The organism is Pseudomonas sp. KU26590 (genome assembly GCF_026153515.1).
Taxonomy (GTDB): domain Bacteria; phylum Pseudomonadota; class Gammaproteobacteria; order Pseudomonadales; family Pseudomonadaceae; genus Aquipseudomonas.
The window spans coordinates 870,060-894,004 of sequence record NZ_CP110644.1 but is presented as its reverse complement, the minus strand read 5'-3'; the positions used below and the strand labels follow the sequence as shown (position 1 = coordinate 894,004).

Annotated in this window: 22 protein-coding genes; 14 read left to right on the top strand and 8 right to left on the bottom strand. The window is 60.1% G+C overall.

Annotation, left to right across the window (positions count from 1 at the left end; genetic code table 11):
• Positions 1-201 precede the first annotated feature (201 nt).
• Positions 202-831, bottom strand: coding sequence for a response regulator transcription factor (locus OKW98_RS04055; protein ID WP_265388077.1), 630 nt, complete (start codon positions 829-831; stop codon positions 202-204).
• Complete coding sequence (locus OKW98_RS04050; protein ID WP_416148420.1) at positions 828-2,816, bottom strand: histidine kinase; 1,989 nt, start codon at positions 2,814-2,816, stop codon at positions 828-830. The genes OKW98_RS04055 and OKW98_RS04050 overlap by 4 nt, the downstream gene beginning before the upstream one ends.
• Before the next feature lie 222 nt (positions 2,817-3,038).
• Here OKW98_RS04050 and OKW98_RS04045 point away from each other — a divergent pair, with 222 nt between their 5' ends.
• Entirely contained in the window at positions 3,039-4,022 is a 984-nt protein-coding gene (locus OKW98_RS04045; protein WP_265388076.1) for an alpha/beta hydrolase family protein, read from the top strand.
• Between the two features lie 54 nt (positions 4,023-4,076).
• Here OKW98_RS04045 and OKW98_RS04040 read toward each other — a convergent pair whose 3' ends face one another.
• The 3 genes from OKW98_RS04040 to OKW98_RS04030 are packed head-to-tail and all read right to left on the bottom strand — an operon-like array spanning position 4,077 to position 6,621.
• Entirely contained in the window at positions 4,077-4,850 is a 774-nt protein-coding gene (locus OKW98_RS04040) for a DnaJ domain-containing protein (protein ID WP_265388075.1), read from the bottom strand.
• Positions 4,851-5,519, bottom strand: coding sequence for an N-acetylmuramate alpha-1-phosphate uridylyltransferase MurU (murU, locus tag OKW98_RS04035; RefSeq protein ID WP_265388074.1), 669 nt, complete (start codon positions 5,517-5,519; stop codon positions 4,851-4,853).
• A 58-nt stretch (positions 5,520-5,577) separates the two neighbouring features.
• On the bottom strand, positions 5,578-6,621 hold the full coding sequence (locus OKW98_RS04030; protein WP_265388073.1) for an aminoglycoside phosphotransferase family protein: 1,044 nt from the start codon (positions 6,619-6,621) through the stop codon (positions 5,578-5,580).
• A gap of 129 nt (positions 6,622-6,750) precedes the next feature.
• Between OKW98_RS04030 and OKW98_RS04025 the strand changes: the two genes are divergently transcribed.
• The 11 genes from OKW98_RS04025 (at position 6,751) to OKW98_RS03975 (ending at position 20,843) form a co-directional block, all read left to right on the top strand.
• Positions 6,751-9,537, top strand: coding sequence for an LPS-assembly protein LptD (locus tag OKW98_RS04025; RefSeq protein ID WP_265388072.1), 2,787 nt, complete (start codon positions 6,751-6,753; stop codon positions 9,535-9,537).
• Complete coding sequence (locus OKW98_RS04020; RefSeq protein WP_265388071.1) at positions 9,518-10,840, top strand: peptidylprolyl isomerase; 1,323 nt, start codon at positions 9,518-9,520, stop codon at positions 10,838-10,840. Before OKW98_RS04025 ends, OKW98_RS04020 begins: the two co-directional genes overlap by 20 nt.
• Positions 10,837-11,826: a 4-hydroxythreonine-4-phosphate dehydrogenase PdxA gene (pdxA, locus tag OKW98_RS04015; RefSeq protein ID WP_265388070.1), complete on the top strand. Its 990-nt coding sequence runs from the start codon at positions 10,837-10,839 to the stop codon at positions 11,824-11,826. The genes OKW98_RS04020 and pdxA overlap by 4 nt, the downstream gene beginning before the upstream one ends.
• Positions 11,823-12,629: a 16S rRNA (adenine(1518)-N(6)/adenine(1519)-N(6))-dimethyltransferase RsmA gene (gene rsmA / locus OKW98_RS04010; protein WP_265388069.1), complete on the top strand. Its 807-nt coding sequence runs from the start codon at positions 11,823-11,825 to the stop codon at positions 12,627-12,629. The genes pdxA and rsmA overlap by 4 nt, the downstream gene beginning before the upstream one ends.
• 118 nt (positions 12,630-12,747) lie before the next feature.
• Positions 12,748-13,128: a Co2+/Mg2+ efflux protein ApaG gene (apaG, locus tag OKW98_RS04005; protein ID WP_172609904.1), complete on the top strand. Its 381-nt coding sequence runs from the start codon at positions 12,748-12,750 to the stop codon at positions 13,126-13,128.
• Entirely contained in the window at positions 13,128-14,009 is an 882-nt protein-coding gene (locus tag OKW98_RS04000; protein WP_265388068.1) for a symmetrical bis(5'-nucleosyl)-tetraphosphatase, read from the top strand. The genes apaG and OKW98_RS04000 overlap by 1 nt, the downstream gene beginning before the upstream one ends.
• 54 nt (positions 14,010-14,063) lie before the next feature.
• A complete protein-coding gene (glpE, locus tag OKW98_RS03995; RefSeq protein ID WP_265388067.1) occupies positions 14,064-14,384 on the top strand; it encodes a thiosulfate sulfurtransferase GlpE in 321 nt (106 codons plus the stop codon).
• A gap of 287 nt (positions 14,385-14,671) precedes the next feature.
• Positions 14,672-16,594 (top strand): PrkA family serine protein kinase, encoded by a 1,923-nt coding sequence (locus OKW98_RS03990; RefSeq protein WP_065991332.1) that lies wholly within the window; start codon positions 14,672-14,674, stop codon positions 16,592-16,594.
• Positions 16,595-16,712: 118 nt separating this feature from the next.
• A complete protein-coding gene (locus OKW98_RS03985; RefSeq protein WP_237251525.1) occupies positions 16,713-17,984 on the top strand; it encodes a YeaH/YhbH family protein in 1,272 nt (423 codons plus the stop codon).
• On the top strand, positions 17,981-19,543 hold the full coding sequence (locus OKW98_RS03980; protein WP_265388066.1) for a SpoVR family protein: 1,563 nt from the start codon (positions 17,981-17,983) through the stop codon (positions 19,541-19,543). The genes OKW98_RS03985 and OKW98_RS03980 overlap by 4 nt, the downstream gene beginning before the upstream one ends.
• A 70-nt stretch (positions 19,544-19,613) precedes the next feature.
• Positions 19,614-20,843, top strand: a complete 1,230-nt coding sequence (locus tag OKW98_RS03975; protein ID WP_265388065.1) for a multifunctional CCA addition/repair protein — start codon at positions 19,614-19,616, stop codon at positions 20,841-20,843.
• A gap of 46 nt (positions 20,844-20,889) precedes the next feature.
• On the opposite strand, the gene folK is transcribed toward OKW98_RS03975, so the two are convergent.
• Both folK and folB read right to left on the bottom strand, forming a co-directional pair.
• Positions 20,890-21,417 carry a 2-amino-4-hydroxy-6-hydroxymethyldihydropteridine diphosphokinase gene (gene folK, locus OKW98_RS03970; RefSeq protein ID WP_265388064.1) on the bottom strand — a complete coding sequence of 176 codons (528 nt, stop codon included), beginning with the start codon at positions 21,415-21,417 and terminating at the stop codon, positions 20,890-20,892.
• Positions 21,408-21,761: a dihydroneopterin aldolase gene (gene folB / locus OKW98_RS03965; RefSeq protein ID WP_074886956.1), complete on the bottom strand. Its 354-nt coding sequence runs from the start codon at positions 21,759-21,761 to the stop codon at positions 21,408-21,410. The genes folK and folB overlap by 10 nt, the downstream gene beginning before the upstream one ends.
• Before the next feature lie 74 nt (positions 21,762-21,835).
• Here folB and plsY point away from each other — a divergent pair, with 74 nt between their 5' ends.
• Positions 21,836-22,405 carry a glycerol-3-phosphate 1-O-acyltransferase PlsY gene (gene plsY, locus OKW98_RS03960; protein ID WP_265388063.1) on the top strand — a complete coding sequence of 190 codons (570 nt, stop codon included), beginning with the start codon at positions 21,836-21,838 and terminating at the stop codon, positions 22,403-22,405.
• A gap of 48 nt (positions 22,406-22,453) precedes the next feature.
• Here the strand turns inward: plsY and tsaD are convergent, their stop codons facing one another.
• Complete coding sequence (gene tsaD, locus OKW98_RS03955; RefSeq protein WP_265388062.1) at positions 22,454-23,479, bottom strand: tRNA (adenosine(37)-N6)-threonylcarbamoyltransferase complex transferase subunit TsaD; 1,026 nt, start codon at positions 23,477-23,479, stop codon at positions 22,454-22,456.
• A 196-nt stretch (positions 23,480-23,675) separates the two neighbouring features.
• Here tsaD and rpsU point away from each other — a divergent pair, with 196 nt between their 5' ends.
• Positions 23,676-23,891: a 30S ribosomal protein S21 gene (gene rpsU, locus OKW98_RS03950; RefSeq protein ID WP_002551877.1), complete on the top strand. Its 216-nt coding sequence runs from the start codon at positions 23,676-23,678 to the stop codon at positions 23,889-23,891.
• The last annotated feature ends 54 nt before the right edge of the window (positions 23,892-23,945 follow it).

Sequence of the window (23,945 nt, the reverse complement as noted above, 5' to 3'; positions counted from 1 at the left end):
GGGATGGAAGGTTCCGGGTAGGGATTGCCCTACAGGGATGGCGGGGATAGGTATGACTTATCCGAGGGATTTATTGCCGTTACCGACGCTTTCGCGGGCAAACGCGCTCCTACAGGGGATTGCGGTCAGTCTGTAGGCGCTGGTGTGCCCGCGAAGACGTCAGCACAAGCGCCGGAGCAGGTCGTTTTCAGACCTCTGATCTCAAACCAGCTTGTGCTCCATCGCATACTTCACCAGCTCGGCCAGCGAATTGATTTTCAGCTTCTGCATCAGGCGTGCCTTGTGGGTACTGATGGTCTTGCTGCTCAGCGCCAGTTGCTGGGCGATGTCGTTGACGTTGGCGCCCTGGGCGAGGCGCTCGAACACTGAAAATTCGCGTTCGGACAACAGCGAATGCAAGGGCCGGTTGTCCGTCAGCCCGACTTCAAACACCATGCGATCGGCCAGGTCCGGGTCGATGTAGCGCCCGCCTGCGGCCACGCGCCGAATCGCCGTCAGCAACAAGGCGGGGTCGCTGTCTTTGGTTGCGTAACCGGCGGCGCCGACCTTCAACGCCCGCGCGGCCATTTGCGCCTCATCGTGCATCGACAGCACCAGAATCGCAGGCGGATTGTTCAGCGCGCGAATTCGCGGGATCGCCTCCAGGCCGTTCACGCCCGGCATGGAAATATCCAGCAGCACGACCTCGCACGGGATGTGGCGCAAAGCCTCCAGCAACTGCTCGCCATTGCCGGCCTCTCCCACCACTTGCAGATCCTTCGCCAGACCGATCAGTTGTTTGATGCCCTCGCGGACAATCGTGTGGTCTTCGGCAACCAATACGCGAATCAATGCACGTGCTCCTCAGCGACCGGGTCCAGCGGAATGTGGATGCGCAAGGTTGTGCCTTCTCCGGGCAAGGTGTCCAGATGCAATTGCCCGCCCATGATCAGAACCCGCTCGCGCATGCCCACCAGCCCGAACGACGCTGGACGTTCCGCGCGCAGATCGAAGCCCTTGCCGTCATCGGCGATGCGCATGCACAGCACGCCATCCCTCAGCGTCAGGCTTAGCTCCACGGTGTGCGCTTCGGCATGGCGCATGACGTTGGTCAGTGACTCCTGAAGGATGCGAAACAGCCCGATCGCCGTTGCGTCCGGCAGGCTGGGCAAGTTGTCCGGCACCTGCACCAGGCAGGGGATCTGGGTGCGCGCTTCGAAGCGCCGGGCCTGCCACTCAATGGCCGAGGCGATCCCTGCGTCGAGAATAGGTGGCCGCAGGGCGGTCGCCACGTCCCGCACCAGCTGGAATAGCTGCGCGATCAGGCGCTTCATGCTGTTCAACCGATCGCGCAGGCCAGGGTCGAGATCGGCGTAAGCCAGTTCACACATGGACGTTTCCAGCTTGAGCACGGTCAGCATCTGACCCAGTTCATCGTGAACTTCCCGGGCGATCCGGGCCTTTTCTTCTTCGCGCACGGTTTCAAGGTGAGCCGAAAGGTCGCGCAACTGCTCGGCGAGAACCTGCAGGCGCGCTTCACTTTCTTGCAGCGCGGCGAGGGATCGACGCCGTTCGGTCACGTCGGTGATGAACACCACCAGATACTCGGCATCACGAAAGCGCAGGAAGCTCAGCGACACATCGGCAGGGAGAATGCTGCCATCGGCACGCATGCAATTACTTTCATAGTTCTGCGGCCCCTCCTCGCTGGAGCGCGCGGTTTTCCACAGATTGAGCCAGCGATCCATATTCAGCCCCGGCTCGAACTCAATCAGCGGCCGGTCCACCACGCCACCGGGCGCATAACCCAGCATGGTCTCGGCGGCCTGATTGGCGTAGCGCACATGGCTGTCCCAATTGACCCAGAGAATGCCAACGGTGCTCTGATCAATGGAGAACTGCGCCAGCCGCAATGCCTCCTCGCCTGCCAGGCGCCTGGCGATGTCATCCCGCGCGGCAAGGAGTTGTTTCTCCAGTTGCTGCTGTTGTTTGCGCTGCCAGTAAACAATCGCCGCAGCCGCCATGAAAAGGACCAACAACAGCAGCGCGATGTTCTTCCACAAGCCGGGGGATTCGCTGACCTGTGGGTATTTGGGCTGCAGCCATTGCGTGTGCAGCTGTTCGAGATCCCGGGCCGGGATGGCGCTCAATGCCTGGCTGATAATCTCGGCGAGCTGCGGCGTATCGCGCCGGGAAGCCACGCGAAGTAACTGCGGAAAGCCGATGTCGCCGACCACGGCGAGCCCGGCAAACTCGGCCTCGCGGGACAAGCGACCCAGCTGCGCCTCATCGATCACGGCGTATCGCGCCTGCTGACTGAGCAAGAGCTGCAAAGCCTGACGCTCGAGCGGCACGCCTTGCAGATTGAGGTGGGTGTAATTGCTGCGCAGGTAGTCAGCGGTGACGCTGGGCATGCGCACGGCGACGCGCACCTGGCTGTCGAGCTTTTCCAGATCCACCGCGCCGGCGCCATCACGTTCGCCGACAATCAGTTGTGGCACGCGCATGTACGGATCGGAATACAGCCACAGGCGCAAGCCGGCGGGCGTCTGGGTCAGGCCCGGCGCGAAGTCGATCTGGCCGTCGGCAAGGGCTTTTTCGAGCTCGGCCTGATCGGCATAACTGCGCCACAGCAGCTCAACCTGAAGCGTCTTTGCCATGAGATTGATGAGGTCGACGTTCGCGCCGGACAATTGCTGCGCGCGACGATCGAGCTGGGCGTACGGTGCTTGAAGTACGAGTCCGACGCGCAATTGCCCGCGTTGGGTCAGCCATTCCCGCTGCTCGCGGCTCAACGAGTCGGCCTGCGGGGGCAAGGCGGCGGCATAGTCCGACATCGGCAGCACGATCAGCATCAGGCCAATCAAGAGCGCGCGGGTATCGCCGATAACCCGTAGGCACAGCGCACGGATTCTCACACTGTCGTCTCCATTTCCCTGAATCCCATGCCGATCATGCTCTGTGCCTGTCGCTCGCTGAGGCGCGGCGATTGCCTGGCCTGACAAACCGCCGTCAACCCATTAGTCTGCCGGAATTGTTTCCGGCCTTTGGAATATTCGATGTCCTACACCCTTCGCGCACTATTTCCTGCGCTGTGCCTGACGCTGATACTACCTTGCTCGCCGCTCGTCATGGGTGCTGACCCGGCGCCCAACAAAGACGCCAAGCCCGCTGAAGCGCCTGTCGAGCGGGCGGCACTGCCGACGCGCACGGAAGAGGACACCTTGGCGCTAGAGCGCCAGGTGCCGCAAGCGGAGCAACAGCAGTTGCAGGCGGGCGACGAGACCTTTCTGGCGTTGTGGAAACCGGCCAACGTCGACGCGCCCAAAGGCGCGGTGATCATCGTGCCCGGCGCCGATGAATCAGCGGACTGGCCAACTGCGGTAGCACCGCTGCGCCGCAAGTTGCCGGACGTCGGGTGGTCCAGCCTCAGTCTGAGCATGCCGGACGCTCACATTGACGGTGTTTTCGCCCGCGCGGTGGATGCCCCAGCGGCGGCGAGTGCCAGCGATAAAGCCAAGGACGCAGCGGTAAAAGCGCCTGATCCGGCGGCCACCGCTGAAGCGGAAGCTGCGGCGGCCGCCGAACAGGCAGCTGCTCAGGCGGAGATGGCCAAGGCCAATGCCGAGAAAATCTTCGCCCGGATCGACAGCGCCGTGGCCTTCGCCCAGCAGAACAAGGCCCGCAGCATTGTCCTCCTCGGCCACGGCAGCGGCGCGTATTGGGCAGCGCGCTACATGAGCGAGCGGCCGTCGCCGGCCATTCAACGGCTGGTGATGGTCACGGCGGTGGACACCGGCAAGGAAACGCCGTCGCTGATGGAGCTGCTGCCGACGCTGAAGGTCCCGACGGCAGACTTCGTCAACAGGGACCGTTCGGTGCCGCGTCAGCAGGCACAAGATCGCATGGACGCCAGCAAACGAAATAAAAACGCTCGATTTACCCAAGTGGCGTTGAGTGCGATTCCGGGCAATCCGGCGATGGAGCAGGATCAACTGTTTCGTCGCGTTCGGGGTTGGTTGGAGGGGGACGCAGCGAAGTAACCGTTACCGCCTTTGACGCTGCCCGCACTCCGGGCAGCCTCCAAAACCAGGGCGTCAGCGAAAACCGCGCCGATCGCGAATCACGGCGTAGGCGTGGTGCAGCTCGCGGGTTTTCTCGGTGGCATCACGAACCTGCATCTGATTGGCGCCACTGCCGGCGATTTTGTCCGGGTGGTGACGACTCAGCAATCGACGGTAGGCGCGCTTGATCTGTGCAGGTTCAGAATCGGCTTTCACGCCCAGCAAACGCAGTGCGTCCTGAAACTCGCCGCCACTGCTGGCGGGAGCGCCCCGCGAACGTTGTTCGTCTTCGGTCGATGACAACCCTTCGACTTTACCCGCCGGCCAACCCAGCCATTTGCCCCACAGCACAATCAATTCACGTTCGGTGCGCGACGCCCTGCCATCCGCCCACGCCATGCGCCAGCAGGCACGCAACAAACCCTCCGCCGCGTGGGGCTGGCTTTTCAGGCGCGTCAGGTGGACGCGTAGATTGTCGCGCCCGTCCTTGCCCCGATTGAACGCCTGAATCGCCCGACGCTGCGCCGGCTCGCTGAGGTCCAGCCGGCGCATTTCAACGCGCGCCTGCTGAATATGCCCATCGACCACGCGGCCATCGCTCTTCGCCAGACGGCCCAGCAGCATGAAAATAAGCTCGTCATCGCGCGGCACGGCGCGGCCGTTGGCACGCTCGCGCATCTCCGCCCAGCTCCGGAAATGCAGGCGCCGATCAAGCGCCTGCCCCAGAAGAGCGCCGAGCATGGCGCCTGGAATGCTGGCAATCAGATACCCGACGCCGCCGCCGACCACCGTGAATGGCCACAGCATCTAAGGCTTCACCGCAAGCATCTGCTCGACTTCGGCCAGTCGCTCATGGGTACCGACATCCACCCAACGCCCGGCAAAACGTTCGCCGGTCACCAGGCCTTTCGCCATGGCATCACGCAACAAGGGCGCCAGCTTGAACGCGCCTTCGGTGCAGCCCGCGAAGAGTTGCGGGTGCAGCACCGCAATGCCGCTGTAGGTCAGGCACGGCAACGCCGCGTCGTCATGCACCTGTCCGTCGACCAGCGCAAAATCGCCGCTGGGGTGATGCGGCGGGTTATCCACGAGCACCAGATGGGCAAGCCCCTTGAGGGGTTTCATCAGTGAGCTGAAATCGAAGTCGACCCAGATATCACCGTTGACCACCAGAAAGGGCTCGTCGCCCAGCAGCGGCAGCGCACGAAAGATCCCGCCGCCCGTCTCCAGCGGCTCGCCCTCAGGCGAGTAGCGGATATTCAGACCCCACGGGCGACCGTCGCCCAGATACTCTTCGATCCGCTGGCCCAACCACGCATGGTTGATCACAACGTCTTCAAGGCCGGCAGACTTGATCGCGCGCAGGTGATATTCAATCAGTGGAACACCGCCGGCTCGCACCAGCGGTTTGGGAGTGTGCAGGGTCAACGGGCGCAGGCGCTCGCCTTTACCCGCTGCCAGAATCATCGCTTTCATGCGGCCCTCATCAAGACAATCTTCACGTGCAGTCCCTCTTCAAGTGCAGTCCATTCCATTACACAGCAGATGCCGGTTTTGCCTGTGTCGGTTTTGTATGGCCAAGGCTGGTCAACAGATTACTCAACTCCACCAGCTCCGGGCGTCGCGCCAACACCGCTTCTATATAGGAGAAAAAGCGCGGAACGTCAGCGACGTAGCGTGGCTTGCCGTCACGGTGGCAGATGCGGGCGAAAATACCGATCACCTTCAAATGCCGCTGTACGCCCATCAAATCACTGGCACGACGGAATTCATCGAATTCGCCCTGCACCGGGATGCCCGCCGCAGCGGCCTTGTTCCAATACAGCTCGAGCCAGCCCGCTACGCGTTCCTCCGGCCAACTCAGGAATGCATCCTTGAACAGGCACGTGACGTCGTAGGTGACCGGGCCGTACACCGCGTCCTGAAAATCCAGCACGCCAGGGTTCGGTTCGCTGAGCATCAGATTGCGCGGCATGTAATCACGGTGCACCAGCACCTTCGGCTGGGCCAGCGCGCTCTCGATCAGCAGATCACTGACGGCCTGCCAACTGGCCTGCTGCGCCTGATCGAACTCAACGCCCAGATGACGTTTCACGTACCACTCGGGAAACAGCTCGAGTTCGCGGCGCAGCAGTGCCACGTCGTAACTGGGCAACGGCGCCTCCATCGGCAGCTGCTGGTAGGCGAGCAAGGCGTCGATTGCGTCAATGAACAGCTGATCGGCGTTTTGCTCGTCGATGACATCCAGGTAGGTCTGACGACCCAGGTCATTCAACAACAGGAAGCCCTGATTGAGGTCTTCGGCATAAATTTTCGGAACATTAATGCCCGACCCGCTCAATAAATGAGCGATATCCACGAAGGGTTTGCAGTTTTCCTGTGGGGGCGGCGCGTCCATGACAATAAAAGTGCGGCCCTCCCCCTCCCAGCGGAAGTAGCGTCGAAAACTGGCATCGCTGCTGGCGGCAGTCAACGTGGCCGGGGGTATCGGGCCCCAGCCCTGGGCCTCAAATAAACGCGGGAGCTGCTCATCGAGCCAAACTTTCAGGTGTTGAAGGCGTACATCTTGATCTGGCATTGCAAGGGTCTCCGACGGCGCTAGCCGTCAAGCGGGTCATGCTTTATTATCCGACATCTTTTTCAGCCCATCGAGAGGCGTGCGGCCCCCCCGCGGGCAGATGGCGCGCAGGAAGCCCGGACTAATAAGATGGCATTGAAATCCCCCGCGTTTCGTAAAAATTTTCCGTTGCTCGTAACCGGCAGTCTGCTGGCGATGCAACCCCTGGCCGTCCCGTACGTGGTAGCCGCCGAACAGTATGACTGCTCGGTGTCTGCAACAGGTGCATGGGATTGTTCTCCGAAAACCAACGCAGCCCAGTTGCCTCCGCGCCCCGTGCACGACGCCAACAGTGTTTCGTCCAACAGCAGCACGGCAGATGGCGTTCAGACGACCACCACCTCCGATGGCGAAGTCGTGCCCAAAACGATGCTGGTCACCGAGGCCAAGGGCCGTGGCCTGAAATCGCGCAGCGCCGACTACAGCCACCTGGACTGGGTTCCGCGCGAGAAGCTGACCGCAGCCCAACTGGCTGAGACCGGTCCGTACTGCTCGGGTGCCTACATCGAACCGATCCGCCCGGGCATGGACGACAAGACGCCGAAGAGCGACGCACCGACTTTCATCGGCGCCAAGGCTTCGCGTTATCAGCAGGAAGAACAGGTGGCGACCCTGGCCGGTGACGTCGTCCTGCGTCAGGGCAGCATGCAGGTCGAGGCTGACGAAGCCAGCCTCCATCAGGCCGAGAACCGTGGCGAGCTGAACGGCGATGTCCGTTTGCGCGACAACGGCGCCCTGATCGTCGGCGACCACGCTGAAGTCCAGCTCGATACCGGCGAAGCCAAAGTCGACAACGCCGAGTACGTGCTGCACAAAAACAACGTTCGCGGTAACGCCCTGTACGCGCGCCGTGCCGAGAACGCGATCATCCGCTTGAAGGACGGCACGTACACCACGTGCGAACCGAACAGCAACGCGTGGACCGTTAAGGGCAACAACATTACCCTGAACCCGGCCACCGGTTTCGGTACTGCCACCAACGCCACTCTGCGCGTTCATGACATTCCGATCCTGTACACGCCTTACATCTATTTCCCGATCGACGACCGTCGCCAGTCCGGTTTCCTGCCACCGACCATCGGCACGAACACCGACACGGGCTTCTCGTTGCTCACCCCGTACTACTTCAACCTGGCGCCGAACTACGACGCCACGTTGTACCCGACCTACATGGCCAAGCGTGGCATGTTGCTGGAAGGCGAGTTCCGTTACCTGACCAAGACCAGCGAAGGTCAGTTCGGTGCGGCTTACCTGAACGACGAAAACGACGATCGCAAGCTGCAGTCGGACTACAAAGACACCCGCTGGTTGATGAACTGGCAGGATCGCAGCGGGCTGGATTCGCGTCTGACCAGCAAGATCGACTACACCAAGGTAAGCGATCCTTATTACTTCAAAGACCTGAAAAGCGGTCAGGAAGGCGTGACCAATCACGACTACCTTAATCAGCAAGGTGCGCTCTACTACCGTGGCGACAGCTACACCGCCACGCTGAATGCCCAGCAGTATCAGCTGACCACCGTGACCCAGATCACGCCTTATGCCCGTCTGCCTCAGCTCACGCTGAACGGTACGCTGCCGTATCACCCTGAAGGCTTCAAGTTCGATTACGAGACTGAGCTGGTTCGCTTTGATCGTGATCTGCGCACTGGCCAATACAGCGATGAAGACGGCATCCTCAGCAATCGACTGGATACAAACGTCTCAGGGCTGGCTCGCGCAAACGGCGACCGCTTGAACCTCGCGCCGTCGATCAGCCTGCCGCTGACCGCCAGCTACGGTTTTGTGATGCCAAAGCTGAAATACGTTTACACCCAATACGATCTGGATCTGGACTCGCAGGGCAAGAGTACGTTGCTGGCGGATCAGACTTATCACAGCAGCGAAAACCGTAGCGTACCGATCTTCAGCGTTGACAGCGGCTTGTACTTCGATCGCAACACCAACTGGTTCGGTAAAAACTACCGCCAGACTCTAGAGCCTCGTGCTTACTACCTCTATGTTCCAGAGAAAGATCAGAGCGACATCCCGATCTTCGACAGTGGCGAAACCACGTTTAACTACAGCTCGCTGTTCCGTGACAACCGTTTCGTCGGCTCCGACCGCATCGGCGACGAAAACAAACTGTCGTTGGGCGTGACCAACCGCTGGATCGAAGACAACGGTTTCGAACGTCAGCGCTTGAGCATCGGTCAGGCGGTGTATTTCGCCGACCGCAAGGTGCAACTGCCAGGAATCTCTTTCGAAGACCGCAAGGACGCCCAGTCCGCAGTGTCGCCGTATGCGCTCGAATACGAATACCGCTACAACCGCGACTGGCGTGCCACGTCGGACTTCAACTGGGACCCGGACAGCCGCAGCACTCGCTCCGGCAGTGCAATGCTCCACTACCAGCCTGAAGACGAGCCGGGCAAAATCATCAACGCCGGTTATCGCTATCGCAATGACCAGGTCCGTTACGACCAGACGACCGGTAAATGGAGCGTTGGGGGCGGTGACTACGGTACACCGGGCACGCCTGGCTACATCAAGGACTACTACAAGATTCAACAACATGACTTCTCGGTCATCTGGCCTGTTGTTCCGCAGTGGAACGCCATCGCTCGCTGGCAGTACGACTACAACCGCGACCGCACCCTCGAAGCCTTTGGTGGTTTTGAATATGACAACTGCTGCTGGAAGCTGCGTCTGATCAACCGGTACTGGGTCGACTATGACGAGTCCACTCAAGAGATACCGCAGAACGAAAAAGGCGACCACGGCGTCTTCCTACAAATCGTGTTGAAGGGACTTGGCGGCGTCGTTGGCCAAAAAGTTGAAAGCTTCCTCGACAAAGGCATCCAAGGTTATCGTGAACGTGAAGACCAAGCTTTCTGATTGTCTGCGCCCGCTGATGCTGGGCGCGCTGCTTATCGGTACTGTTGCGCACGCTGAAGTGCGCACCATCGACAAGGTAGTTGCCATCGTCGACAACGACGTGGTCATGCAAAGCCAGCTCGACCAGCGCACCCGTGAGGTTCAGCAAACCATCGCCAAGCGCGGGCAGGGTGTTCCGCCTGCCAGCGCACTGGAGTCTCAGGTCCTGGATCGTCTGATCCTGGAAAACCTGCAGATCCAGATCGGCGAACGCTCCGGCATTCGCATCAGCGATGAAGAGCTGAACCAGGCCGTTGCCACCATCGCTCAGCGCAACAACATGAGTGTTGACCAGTTCAAGGCTGCACTGACCCACGACGGGCTGTCCTACACCAGCGCACGTGAGCAGATCCGCCGGGAGATGATCATCAGCCGTGTGCGTCAGCGCCGCGTTGCCGAGCGCATTCAGGTCTCGGAGCAGGAGGTGAAAAACTTCCTTGCTTCCGATCTGGGTAAAGCTCAGTTCTCAGAAGAATTCCACCTGGCCAACATTCTGATTCCAACGCCGGACAGCGCGACGTCGGATCAGATTCAGGCCGCTGCAGCCAAAGCCAAGGACCTCTACGGCAAGCTGCAACAGGGTGCGAACTTCGAGCAGATGGCGATCGCGTCGTCGGCCAGCGAAAGCGCACTGGACGGTGGCGACATGGGCTGGCGTAAAGCTGCTCAGCTGCCGCCTCCGTTCGGCGACATGCTTTCGTCGATGCGTCCGGGTGAGGTCACCCCCCCGGCACGCACACCTGGTGGCTTCATCATTCTCAAGCTGGTGGAAAAACGCGGCGGCGAGACTCAGACCCAGATGCGCGACGAGGTTCACGTCCGTCACATCCTGATCAAGCCAAGCGAAATCCGCAGTGCAGCCGAGACCAAGCTGCTGGCTCAACGGATTTACGACCGCATCCAGAATGGCGAAGACTTCGGCGACCTCGCGAAGGCCTTCTCCGAAGACCCGGGTTCGGCACTTAACGGCGGCGACATGAACTGGGTGGACCCGCGCTCGCTGGTTCCGGAGTTCCGCGACGTGATGAACGAGACACCTCAGGGTGTAGTGTCCAAGCCGTTCGAGACTCAATTTGGCTGGCACGTTCTGGAAGTCCTCGGCCGTCGCTCGACTGACAGCACCAGTCAGGCCCGTGAGCAACAGGCGATGACCGTACTGCGTAACCGCAAGTACGACGAAGAACTGCAAACCTGGCTGCGTCAGATCCGTGATGAAGCCTACGTCGAGATCAAGCTCCCCGGAGCTGATCAGGCGGCCAAGTGAAACCCCAGCGTTTCGCCCTGACACCCGGCGAGCCGGCCGGCATTGGTCCTGACCTTTGCCTGCTGCTCGCCGCACAGTCCCAGCCCCATCCCCTGATTGCCATTACCAGCTGCGACCTGCTCACCAAGCGGGCCGCACAGTTGGGCGTGGCTGTCAGTCTGATCCCCGTCACACCCGCCGCATGGCCTGATGTCCCCGCTCCCGCTGGCAGTCTGTATGTCTGGGACACGCCGGTTCAGGCGCCGGTCATTGCCGGGCAACTGAACAAAGCCAACGGCGGTTTCGTGCTCGAAACCCTGACCCGAGCGGGCCAGGGCTGCATGGACGGCCACTTTGCCGGCATGATCACGGCACCCGTGCACAAGGGCGTGATCAACGACAGCGGCATCGCGTTCTCCGGCCACACTGAATTCCTTGCCGAGCTGACCCACACCGAACAAGTGGTGATGATGCTGGCAACCGGTGATCTGCGCGTAGCGCTGGTGACCACTCACCTGCCCCTGCGTGACGTCGCCGATGCGATCACTGCTGAACGGCTGGAGCGCGTGACACGCATTCTGCACGCGGATCTCGTCAACAAGTTCGGCATCGCCCGCCCGCGGATTCTGGTCTGTGGCCTGAACCCGCATGCCGGCGAGAGCGGCCACCTGGGCCGCGAAGAAATCGACATCATTGAACCTACTCTGGCGCGTCTGCGCAGCGAGGGCCTGGATTTATATGGCCCGCTGCCTGCGGACACGCTCTTCACCCCCAAATATCTGGAGCACTGCGATGCAGTGCTGGCGATGTACCACGACCAGGGCCTGCCCGTGCTGAAGTACAAAGGCTTCGGCGCCGCCGTCAACATCACGCTGGGCCTGCCGATCATTCGCACCTCCGTGGATCACGGCACGGCGCTGGATCTGGCGGGCACCGGCAAGATCGACACAGGCAGCCTCAGGGTCGCTCTGGAAACCGCCTATCAGATGGCCGAGACCCATTCATGAACGAGCAATACCAACACAAGGCACGTAAGCGCTTTGGTCAGAACTTCCTGCATGACGCCGGCGTAATCGACAAGATCCTGCGCTCCATTCGCGCCAAGGCTGAAGACCGCCTGCTGGAAATCGGGCCGGGGCAAGGCGCCCTGACCGGGGGCCTGCTGAACAGCGGTGCACAACTGGACGTCGTTGAGCTCGACAAAGACCTCGTGCCGATCCTCATGCATCAATTCGGCAGCAAGCCGAATTTCAATTTGCATCAAGGCGACGCGCTGAAGTTCGACTTCACCAGCCTGAATGCCGCACCCAACAGCCTGCGTGTCGTCGGCAACCTGCCGTACAACATCTCGACGCCCTTGATCTTCCACCTGCTGCAAAACGCCTACCTGATTCGCGACATGCATTTCATGCTGCAGAAAGAAGTGGTAGAGCGTCTGGCGGCAGGTCCTGGCGGCGGGGATTGGGGTCGCCTGTCGATCATGGTTCAGTACCACTGCCGCGTGGAGCATCTGTTCAACGTCGGCCCCGGCGCGTTCAATCCGCCGCCGAAAGTGGATTCGGCCATCGTTCGTCTGGTGCCGCACGAAACCCTCCCGCACCCGGCCAAGGATCACCGCGTGCTTGAGCGCGTCGTCCGTGAAGCGTTCAACCAGCGCCGCAAGACCCTGCGCAATACGCTGAAGGCGCTACTGACCAGCGAAGAAATCACCGAAGCCGGTGTCGATGGCAGCCTGCGTCCGGAGCAGCTGGACCTCGCTGCATTTGTCCGTCTGGCCGACATGCTCAGCGAAAAGCCTGTCGTCGCCTGACCTTCTGGGGACATGTCCGGTCCAAGCGTCAGTGCTTGCTTATCCGTGGCATGTCCTAGACTGACTTTCAACCGGGTCACTTCCGGCTTTCTCCGCTTTCGCTTTTAAGGCCTCTTGCATGTCTGATTCTCGTTACCAGGTCGACGTCAGCGTCGAGACCCGTTTCCTAGCAGAACAATCGCAGCCTGAGCACAACCGCTTCGCCTTCGCCTACACCATCACCGTGCATAACAACGGCGAGCTGCCAGCCAAGTTGCTGTCACGCCATTGGGTGATCACCGACGGCGACGGTCAGGTTGAAGAGGTTCGCGGCGACGGCGTCGTAGGCCAGCAACCGCTGATCCAGCCGGGGCAAAGCCACACCTACACCAGCGGCACTGTAATGACCACCAAGGTGGGCAACATGCAGGGCACTTATCAAATGCTCGCAGAAGACGGCAAACGCTTCGACGCTGTCATCGCTCCGTTCCGTCTGGCCGTCCCGGGGGCGCTTCACTGATGGCGGTCTACGCAGTCGGTGACCTGCAGGGCTGCCTTGAACCGCTGAAGTGCCTGCTCGAGCGCGTTGCATTCGAGCCGGGCAAAGACACGCTCTGGTTGGTCGGCGACCTCGTCAACCGAGGCCCGCAGTCGCTGGAAACCCTGCGTTATCTCTACACCATGCGCGACTCGCTCGTTTGCGTGCTGGGCAACCACGACCTGCACCTGCTGGCGGCCGGCCGCAATATCGAGCGCCTGAAGAAAGGCGACACGCTGCGGGAAATTCTGGAAGCGCCGGACGCCGTCGAGCTGCTCGACTGGCTGCGCCAACAGAAGCTGATGCATTACGACGCCGAACGCGACATCGCACTGGTGCATGCCGGGATACCGCCGCAATGGACGCTGAAAAAGGCCCTGCGCTGCGCCGAAGAAGTGGAACAGGCGTTGCGCGATGACAATCGCTTCGAACCCTTTCTCGACGGCATGTACGGCAATGAGCCTGCCAAGTGGGACAAGGATTTGCAGGGCGTCACCCGGCTGCGCGTCATCACCAACTACTTCACGCGCATGCGCTTTTGCACCAGCGACGGCAAGCTTGATCTCAAGAGCAAGGAAGGCCTCGACAGTGCACCGGCCGGTTACGCCCCCTGGTTCAAGCACAAAGAGCGCAAGACCAAAGGGACGAGTATCATTTTCGGCCACTGGGCTGCGCTCGAAGGTCGATGCGACGAGCCTGGCGTGTACGCGCTGGACACGGGCTGTGTCTGGGGCGGCGCAATGACGCTGCTCAACGTCGACACCCGCGCGCTGATTCGCTGCGAATGCGACGAGCGTGGCAACGCGAAAGCACCCGCCCCTCCGGCATCCCCTGTCAGCGAGCCCACTCCGCTGCAGCAGTAAATTCTCCCTACGTCCTCGACCGTTCGAGGACCCGACGGCCCAGGAGCCCGAGCCATGACTGACTTCAAACGCATCTCACCCGAACAAGTCCATGCCCTGCGCGAACAAGGCGCTGTGCTGGTGGACGTGCGTGACGCGCAGACCTACGCGACCCAGCACATCCCGGATTCCCATCACCTCGACAACCACTCCATCGCCGACTTCATTCGCCAGGCCGATCTGGACAAACCGTTGGTCGTCCTCTGCTATCACGGCAACTCCAGCCAGAGCGCAGCAGCCTATCTTGTAGGTCAGGGCTTCTCAGAGGTCTACAGCATGGATGGCGGTTTCGAGTTGTGGAAATCCCAATTCCCGGCTGAAACCACGCAAGGCTGATCGAAAAATATTTTTGCTGCCCGCTATCCCGCGTCCTACGCGGGCTCGCGCCCTCATCTGACGAACGGGTATGCCCTCTTCATCCCCATTGCTTCTTTCTGTGCCCGAATCCGAACTACTCTTAGCCTCAGGCCATCCGAATCAGGGGAGAGCCGGTACACCGGCGCGTGGGTCATCGGTAGCTACTTTTATGGTGTTTGGGGGGTAATGGCAGCCGCGTGATCGGCTTCCATCCAGCATCAACTGACGATCCGCCGCCGGCTCCACGTATCGAGCGAGGTGACGTCATGAGTATTTTTAGCCACTTCCAACAACGCTTTGAGTCGACACGGCAGGAAGAGCTCTCGCTACAGGAGTATCTCGAGCTCTGCAAAACCGATCGCAGCGCATACGCTTCCGCCGCTGAACGTTTGCTGATGGCCATCGGTGAGCCTGAGCTGTTCGACACGTCGACCAATTCCAGGCTGTCCAGAATCTTCTCCAACAAGGTCATTCGGCGCTATCCGGCGTTCGAAGAATTCCACGGCATGGAAGACTGCATCGAGCAAATCGTCTCGTACTTCCGCCACGCCGCCCAGGGCCTCGAAGAGAAGAAACAGATCCTTTACCTGCTCGGCCCGGTTGGCGGTGGTAAATCGTCCCTGGCTGAAAAACTCAAATCGCTGGTTGAAAAAGTACCCTTCTACGCCATCAAAGGGTCGCCGGTTTTCGAATCCCCTTTGGGCCTGTTCAAACCCACCGAAGACGGGACGATCCTCGAAGAGGACTACGGCATCCCGCGCCGGTACCTGAACACCATCATGTCGCCATGGGCAACCAAACGACTGGCCGAGTTCGGCGGCGACATCAGTCAATTCAAGGTGGTGAAGCTCTACCCTTCCATCCTCAACCAGATCGCCGTTGCCAAAACCGAGCCCGGCGACGAGAACAACCAGGACATTTCGGCGCTGGTGGGTAAGGTCGATATTCGCAAGCTCGAGGAATACCCACAGAACGACGCCGACGCTTACAGCTATTCGGGCGCGCTGTGCCGGGCCAACCAGGGCCTGATGGAATTCGTCGAAATGTTCAAGGCGCCGATCAAGGTGCTCCACCCGCTGCTGACCGCCACCCAGGAAGGTAACTACAACAGTACCGAAGGCCTTGGTGCGATTCCGTTCACCGGTATATTGCTGGCTCACTCCAACGAATCGGAATGGCACAGCTTCCGCAACAACAAGAACAACGAAGCCTTCATCGACCGGATCTACATCGTGAAGGTGCCGTACTGCCTGCGGGTCAATGACGAGATCAAGATTTACGACAAGTTGCTGTTCAACAGCTCGTTGGCCAAAGCCCACTGCGCGCCGGACACCCTGAAAATGCTCGCGCAGTTCACCGTGCTTTCGCGGCTTAAAGAGCCTGACAACTCCAACATCTATTCGAAGATGAGGGTCTACGACGGCGAGAACCTCAAGGACACTGACCCGAAAGCCAAGTCGATTCAGGAATACCGCGACAGCGCCGGTGTCGACGAAGGCATGAACGGACTCTCGACCCGGTTTGCGTTCAAGATCCTGTCGAAGGTCTTCAACTTCGACCCGCACGAAATCGCCGCCAACCCGGTTCACTTGCTGTACGTGCTGGAGCAGCAGATCGAGCAGGAGCAATTCCAGGCTGAAACCCGCGAGCGGTACCTTCGCTTCATCAAGGAATACCTGGCACCCCGCTACATCGAGTTCATCGGCAAGGAAATCCAGACCGCCTACCTTGAGTCTTACAGCGAATACGGTCAGAACATTTTTGACCGCTACGTGCTGTACGCAGATTTCTGGATTCAGGACCAGGAATATCGCGACCCGGAAACCGGCGAGATCCTCAATCGCGTGGCGTTGAACGAGGAACTGGAGAAGATCGAAAAACCCGCTGGCATCAGCAATCCGAAAGACTTCCGCAACGAGATCGTCAACTTCGTGCTGCGTGCCCGCGCCAACAACAACGGCAAGAACCCGACCTGGCTGAGCTACGAGAAGCTGCGGGTGGTGATCGAGAAGAAGATGTTCTCGAACACCGAGGACTTGCTGCCGGTCATCAGCTTCAACGCCAAGGCCAGCAAAGAGGATCAGCAGAAGCACAACGACTTTGTCACACGAATGGTCGAGCGGGGCTATACCGATAAACAGGTAAGGCTTCTTTCCGAATGGTACCTACGGGTCCGGAAATCGCAGTAAGGCAGCTGCAAGCGTCAAGCTACGAGCTGCAAGAAGAAAGCACGTCTAATCTGACATCCGGGTGATTGCTTCTCCTTGCAGCTTGCAGCTCACAACTTGAAGCTCCCCGGAGGGGCCTATGAGCTATGTGATCGACCGACGTCTCAATGGCAAGAACAAGAGCACGGTAAATCGGCAACGCTTTCTTCGCCGTTACCGTGACCACATCAAGAAGGCAGTTGAAGAAGCCGTCAGCCGGCGCTCCATTACCGACATGGAGCACGGCGAACAGATCAGTATTCCGGGGCGGGATATCGACGAGCCGGTGCTGCACCATGGTCGCGGCGGCAAGCAAACGGTGGTTCATCCGGGTAACAAAGAGTTCACCACCGGTGAGCACATCGCACGTCCCCAAGGTGGTGGCGGCGGTAAAGGCCCTGGCAAGGCGGGCAATTCCGGCGAAGGCATGGATGAGTTCGTGTTCCAGATCACCCAGGAAGAATTTCTCGAATTCATGTTCGAGGACCTGGAGCTGCCCAATCTGGTCAAGCGCAACCTGAGCGGCACCGACACCTTCAAGACTGTGCGCGCGGGTATCAGCAACGAAGGCAACCCTTCACGCATCAACATCATCCGCACGTTGCGCTCGGCACATGCGCGGCGTATCGCGCTGTCCGGCAGCAGCCGGGCCAAACTGCGGCAAGTACAGGCTGAACTCGAACGGCTGAAGATCGAAGAGCCGGACAACTTCGGTGACATCCAGGAGCTGGAAATCGAGGCCGCGAAACTGCAGGCGCGCATTCGCCGCGTCCCTTACCTGGACACCTTCGACCTCAAGTACAACCTGCTGGTCAAACAGCCGAACCCCAGCTCAAAAGCCGTGATGTTCTGTTTGATGGACGTTTCCGGGTCGATGACCCAGGCGACCAAGGACATCGCCAAGCGCTTCTTCATCCTGCTGTACCTGTTCCTCAAACGTAACTACGACAAGATCGAAGTCGTCTTCATCCGCCACCACACCAGCGCGCGGGAAGTCGACGAAGAGGAGTTTTTCTATTCACGGGAAACCGGCGGCACCATCGTTTCCAGCGCATTGAAGCTGATGCAGGAGATCATGGCCGAGCGCTACCCCACCAACGAATGGAATATCTACGCAGCGCAAGCCTCGGACGGCGACAACTGGAACGATGACTCGCCGATTTGCCGCGACATCCTGATCAAACAGATCATGCCGTTCGTGCAGTACTACACCTACGTCGAAATCACCCCGCGCGAACATCAGGCGCTGTGGTTCGAATACGAGCGCATCGGCGAAGCCTTCGCCGACACGTTCGCCCAGCAGCAGCTGGTCTCTGCCGGTGATATCTATCCGGTGTTCCGTGAACTCTTCCAGCGCAGGTTAGTGACATGACCGCTAGAGAGCAGAAGCGCCAACCCCTCTCCACGGGTTCAGAGTGGACGTTCGAGCTGATCCAGGCCTACGACCGGGAAATCAGCCGCATTGCCGAACGTTATGCGCTGGACACTTACCCCAACCAGATTGAGGTGATCACTGCCGAGCAGATGATGGACGCCTATGCGTCCGTCGGCATGCCGCTGGGTTATCACCATTGGTCCTACGGCAAGCACTTCCTCAGTACGGAGAAATCCTACTCGCGCGGGCAGATGGGTCTGGCCTACGAGATCGTCATCAACTCAGACCCGTGCATCGCCTATCTGATGGAAGAGAACACCATCTGCATGCAGGCGCTGGTTGTGGCCCATGCCTGCTACGGCCACAACAGCTTTTTCAAAGGTAACTACCTGTTCCGCACCTGGACCGACGCCAGTTCGATCATCGATTACCTAGTCTTCGCCAAGCAGTACATCATGCAGTGCGAAGAGCGCCACGGGATCGACGCGGTTGAGGACCTGCTCGACTCATGCCACGCGCTGATGAACTACGGCGTCGATCGCTACAAGCGGCCCTACCCGATCTCGGCGGAGGAAGAACGCCGCCGCATGAAGGACCGGGAGGAGCACCTGCAGAAGCAGATCAACGACCTGTGGCGCACGATCCCGAAAAGTGCGAGCAAAAACGACAAAGAGGATTTCTCGCGCTTTCCCGCCGAGCCTCAGGAAAACATCCTCTACTTCATCGAAAAACACGCCCCACTGCTGGAGCCCTGGCAGCGTGAGGTGGTGCGCATCGTCCGCAAGATCGCCCAGTACTTTTACCCGCAGCGTCAGACCCAGGTCATGAACGAGGGCTGGGCAACGTTCTGGCATTACACGCTGATGAATGATCTGTATGACGAGGGGCTGGTGACCGATGGCTTCATGCTGGAATTCCTGACCTCCCACACCAGTGTTGTCTACCAGCCGGGCTTCGACAGCCCTTACTACAGCGGTATCAACCCCTACACGCTGGGGTTTGCGATGTATCAGGACATCCGGCGGATGTGCGAGCACCCCACCGAAGAAGACCATCACTGGTTTCCTGATCTGGCCGGCACCGACTGGCTGACGGCGGTCAAGTTTGCGATGAGCAGCTTCAAGGACGAGAGCTTCATCCTGCAGTACCTGTCGCCCAAGGTGATCCGTGACCTGAAGCTGTTCAGCATCCTCGACGATGATCAGAAGGACGATCTCCTGGTGCCCGCCATCCACGATGAAACCGGCTACAAGGTGATTCGTGAAACCCTCGCCGCGCAGTACAACCTCGGCAACCGTGAACCCAACGTGCAGATCTACAGCATTGACCGTCGCGGCGACCGCTCCCTGACCCTGCGCCATCAACAGCACGACCGCAAACCCCTCGGCGACTCTACGGACGAAGTGCTGAAACACCTGCATCGACTGTGGGGTTTTGATATCCATCTGGAAACGCTCCAGGGCGACCAGGTGATGAAAGTCCACCATGTTCCGCCGAGAAGCGAACACGCTGACAGTGAATATCCCCGGCTGGACCTGGCGGTCGTCCACTTATAAACCATGAGCGTTTCCAGCCTCCGCGATCGCGACTTAAGGTTTATCCTGTCGCCCTCACGGAGGCTTTTTTATGCAGATTTATAAAGTTGGCGGCGCGGTACGCGATCGCCTGCTTGGCAAACCGGTCACTGACATCGACTGGGTAGTAGTGGGTGCGTCGACCGAGGAAATGCTGGTCAAAGGCTACCGGCCAGTGGGAACGGACTTTCCCGTCTTCTTGCACCCGCTGACCGGTGAGGAATACGCGCTGGCCCGTACCGAACGCAAGACCGGCAAAGGCTATGGCGGCTTTGTTTTTCACGCCCATCCGGACGTCACCCTGGAGCAGGACCTGATCCGCCGCGACCTGACCATCAATGCAATTGCCGAAGACAAGAACGGCAACCTGACTGATCCCTATCAGGGCCAACAAGACCTAAAAGACCGGATTTTACGTCACGTTTCCCCCGCGTTCGCCGAAGATCCATTACGCCTCCTGCGCGTGGCCCGCTTCGCCGCGCGCTATGCCCCCGATGGCTTTACCATCGCCCCGCAGACCCTCGAACTCATGCGTCAGCTGAGCGGCTCGGGTGAGCTGGAAGCGCTGACACCGGAACGCAGCTGGAAGGAAATTTTCCGCGCTCTGATGGAAAAAGAACCCCAGGTGTTCATCGACGTCCTGCGTGAATGCGGCGCACTGAAAGTGCTGATGCCAGAAGTCGACGCGCTGTTTGGCGTGCCTCAGCCGGAAGCGCATCACCCTGAAATTGATACCGGTTTGCACGTCCTCAGCGTGTTGCATCAGGCTGCCGTGCACCGTCAGCCGCTAAGCGTGCGTTGGGCGTGCTTGCTGCACGACTTGGGCAAGGGACTCACCCCGCAAGAGGAGTGGCCGCGTCATATCGCCCACGAACACAAAGGTCTCAAAGCGATCAAGGCGGTGAACCAGCGTTTCAAGGTGCCAAGGGATTGTCAGGAACTGGCGCTGCTGGTGGGCGAATATCACACCCATGGCCATCGCGCGCTGGAATTGAAGCCGTCGACACTGCTGGATTTGCTGCAGAGCTTTGACGTGTATCGCCGACCGCAGCGTTTCGAGGACTTCATCGCCGCCTGCGAAATGGACGCCAGAGGCCGCAAGGGGCTCGAGGAGCGCACGTATCCGCAAGCCGAATATCTGCGCGGCGCTGCCGAAGCGGCGCGGCAAGTGGCGGTAAAGCCGCTGCTGGAGAAGGGTTTTCAGGGCCCGCAATTAGGCGAAGCGCTCAAGCGAGAGCGGCTGGATACGCTGAAGGTGTACAAAGCGTCGTATCAGCTCTAACCCGCCAGGTTGGTCGCGGCTGACCGGGCGGCCTGTCGAACGCCTGTTACACCGCAGCCAGCAGGGTGGCCGGGGTGAGTGGCTCGCTGCGCCATTCGAATGCAACCGGCCAGAGTTTCTGATCGATGTTCGCTTCAGCCCACAGCCGGGCAAACGGCACGCCGGCTTCAGGGTGCATGCGCTGCGGCGCGATCAGCGACAACGGCCACAGCACGAACGCGTTTTTGAGGATTTCGGCGCGGGGCAGAATCAGGCCGTCGAAGTTGCCGACCTGCTCGTCATACAGCAGGACATCAATGTCCAGCGGCAGACCCTTGCGATCGGGGGCATAACGTCCGTTATCGGCTTCAATGAATTTGAGGCGACGGTCCAGTTCGGTCAGCGGAAGGTCGGTCAGCGCGGAAACCACCAGATTGAAAAACGGCCCGCTCTTGATCCCCACCGGATGACTTTCGAACACCGGCGAGCAGGTCATGTCGATGAGAAAGCCGGCAAGGGCGTCGAGGCCGGCGCACAGATGGCGCTCCCGCTCGATATTGCTGCCCAGCCCCAGAAAAATCCGTGTCAGCGACATCCGCGCTCGATCTCCACCCCAACGCCCTTCGCCGCTGGCACGGCTCCCGGCTTGGTCAATTTGAGGTGCAGCCAGGGAATATTGAACTCGCTCATCAGCACTTCGGCCAGGCGCTCGGCGAAGGTTTCGACCAGCTGGAATTGAGACGCTTCGGCGAACGCCTGAATCCGCGCGGACACACTGGCGTAATCGAGCGCTTTGCTCAGATCATCGCCTGCGGCTGCAGGCCGATTGTCCCAGGCAAAACTCAGGTCCAGACGCAGGCACTGGCGAATGCCACGCTCCCAGTCGTAGGCGCCGATGACGGTATCGACCTCCAGACCTTCAATGAAAACTCTGTCCAAGCCTGTCTCTCCGCTGCACGACAAGGGCGCAATGCGCCGTTAGAATCAAGGCATCCTCGCCCGGAATGGTTAGCATGTTTTGGTTACTGGCGGTCCTCGCCTACCTGCTCGGCTCACTGTCCTTCGCCATCCTGATCAGCCGTATAACCGGCCGCCCGGACCCGCGCGCCAGTGGCTCAGGCAACGCCGGCGCGACTAACATGCTGCGCCTGGCCGGCAAGAAACTCGCTGTGCTGACCCTGATGGGCGACGTCTGCAAAGGCATGATCCCGGTGCTGATCGCCCGAGGTCTGGACCTCGACCCACGCCTGCAAGCCTGGATCGGACTGTGCGCCGTGTTGGGGCATCTGTTCCCGCTGTACTTCCGCTTCCGCGGCGGCAAAGGCGTGGCCACTGCTGCCGGCATGTTGCTGGCCTTGTATCCGCCCGCCGCCCTGCTCGCTATCAGCGCCTGGCTGCTGACGTTCTACCTGACCCGCACCAGCTCACTGGCCTCGTTGATCGCCACGCCGCTGACGCTGCCGCTGCTCGCATGGCAGGAACCCCACGCGTTACTGCCGATGAGCGTGTTAACGCTGCTCATCGTCTGGCGCCATCGGGGCAATCTACGCGACCTGTTTGCCGGGCGCGAACGGCATTTCTGAAGCGACACTCCGTCACAGCCCCAACCGGGCGCTTACACCACTTTGCCATCAAAGACCGGGCAATTGCTCCATCGGCCAGCGCGCCTGCACGGTGATGCTCAGGCTTTCCCTCTGCCCTGCCTGCAAACGCTGGCAGCCGGCAAAGGCGATCATCGCGCCGTTGTCGGTGCAGAACTCAGGCCGCGCGTAGTACACATTCCCGCCCAGGCCACTGAGCATCTGTTCCAGCGACAGGCGCAACGCCTTGTTCGCACTCACGCCGCCGGCGATGACCAGACGCTTGAGCCCGGTCTGCTTCAGCGCGCGCTTACATTTGATGGTCAAAGTGTCCACCACCGCCTGCTGGAAGGCCAGCGAGATGTCGCAACGGGTTTGCTCGCTGTCGTCTCCAGCGCTCTGGCACTGCTGCCAGGTGTTCAAAGAGAAGGTCTTCAAGCCGCTGAAGCTGAAATCAAGGCCCGGTCGGTCCGTCATAGGACGCGGAAAGACGAAACGCCCGGCTACACCGGATTGCGCCAGCCGGGAAATTTCAGGGCCGCCGGGGTAATTCAGGCCCATCATTTTCGCGGTTTTGTCGAATGCTTCGCCGGCAGCGTCGTCCAGGGTCTCGCCAAGCAACTCGTAAAGACCAATGCCGTCGACACGAACCAGCTGCGTGTGGCCGCCGGAAACCAACAAAGCGACGAACGGAAACTCAGGGGGATTTTCCTCCAGCATCGGTGCCAGCAAATGCCCTTCCATGTGGTGAACACCCAGTGCCGGGATGTCCCACGCGAAGGCCAGCGCCTGCGCGCACGAAGCCCCGACCAGCAGCGCTCCGACCAATCCAGGGCCCGCGGTATAAGCGATGGCATCGATCTCGGTCACGGCGCAGTCGGCCTCGGCCAACACCTGACGAATCAAGGGCAGCATGCGTTTTACGTGGTCACGCGACGCAAGCTCCGGCACCACGCCGCCATAGACCTGGTGCAGGTCGATCTGGCTGAATAATGCATCGGCAAGCAACCCGCGTTCGCTGTCGTACAGCGCTACGCCGGTCTCATCGCAGGAAGTTTCCATTCCCAGTACTAGCATGGGGTACGCCTTGTGGAGGCTGAATTCGAAGGCGCGCATAATAGTCGCCGCTCATGCCTGCGACCAGTGCTTTTCGATCAGAGGCTTTGCATTCCGCGAAGCAAGGGGTTAACATCCGCAACCCTTAAAAACCGACGTACTTAGTGCAAGTGTTGCAGTAAGCGTTGACCCCGGTAATGAATGAAGGTAGCTCTGGATGCCAGCCGTCAAAGTTAAAGAGAACGAACCCTTCGACGTAGCTCTGCGTCGTTTCAAGCGCTCCTGCGAAAAAGCCGGTGTTCTGGCTGAAGTTCGTAGCCGCGAATTTTACGAGAAGCCGACTTCTGAGCGTAAGCGTAAAGCAGCAGCTGCTGTTAAGCGTCACGCCAAGAAAGTACAGCGCGAACAGCGCCGCGCCGTTCGTCTGTATTAATACAGACGTCTGACGCAAGCTTCTGCCTTGCCCGGCCTTCAAAGCCGGGCTGTC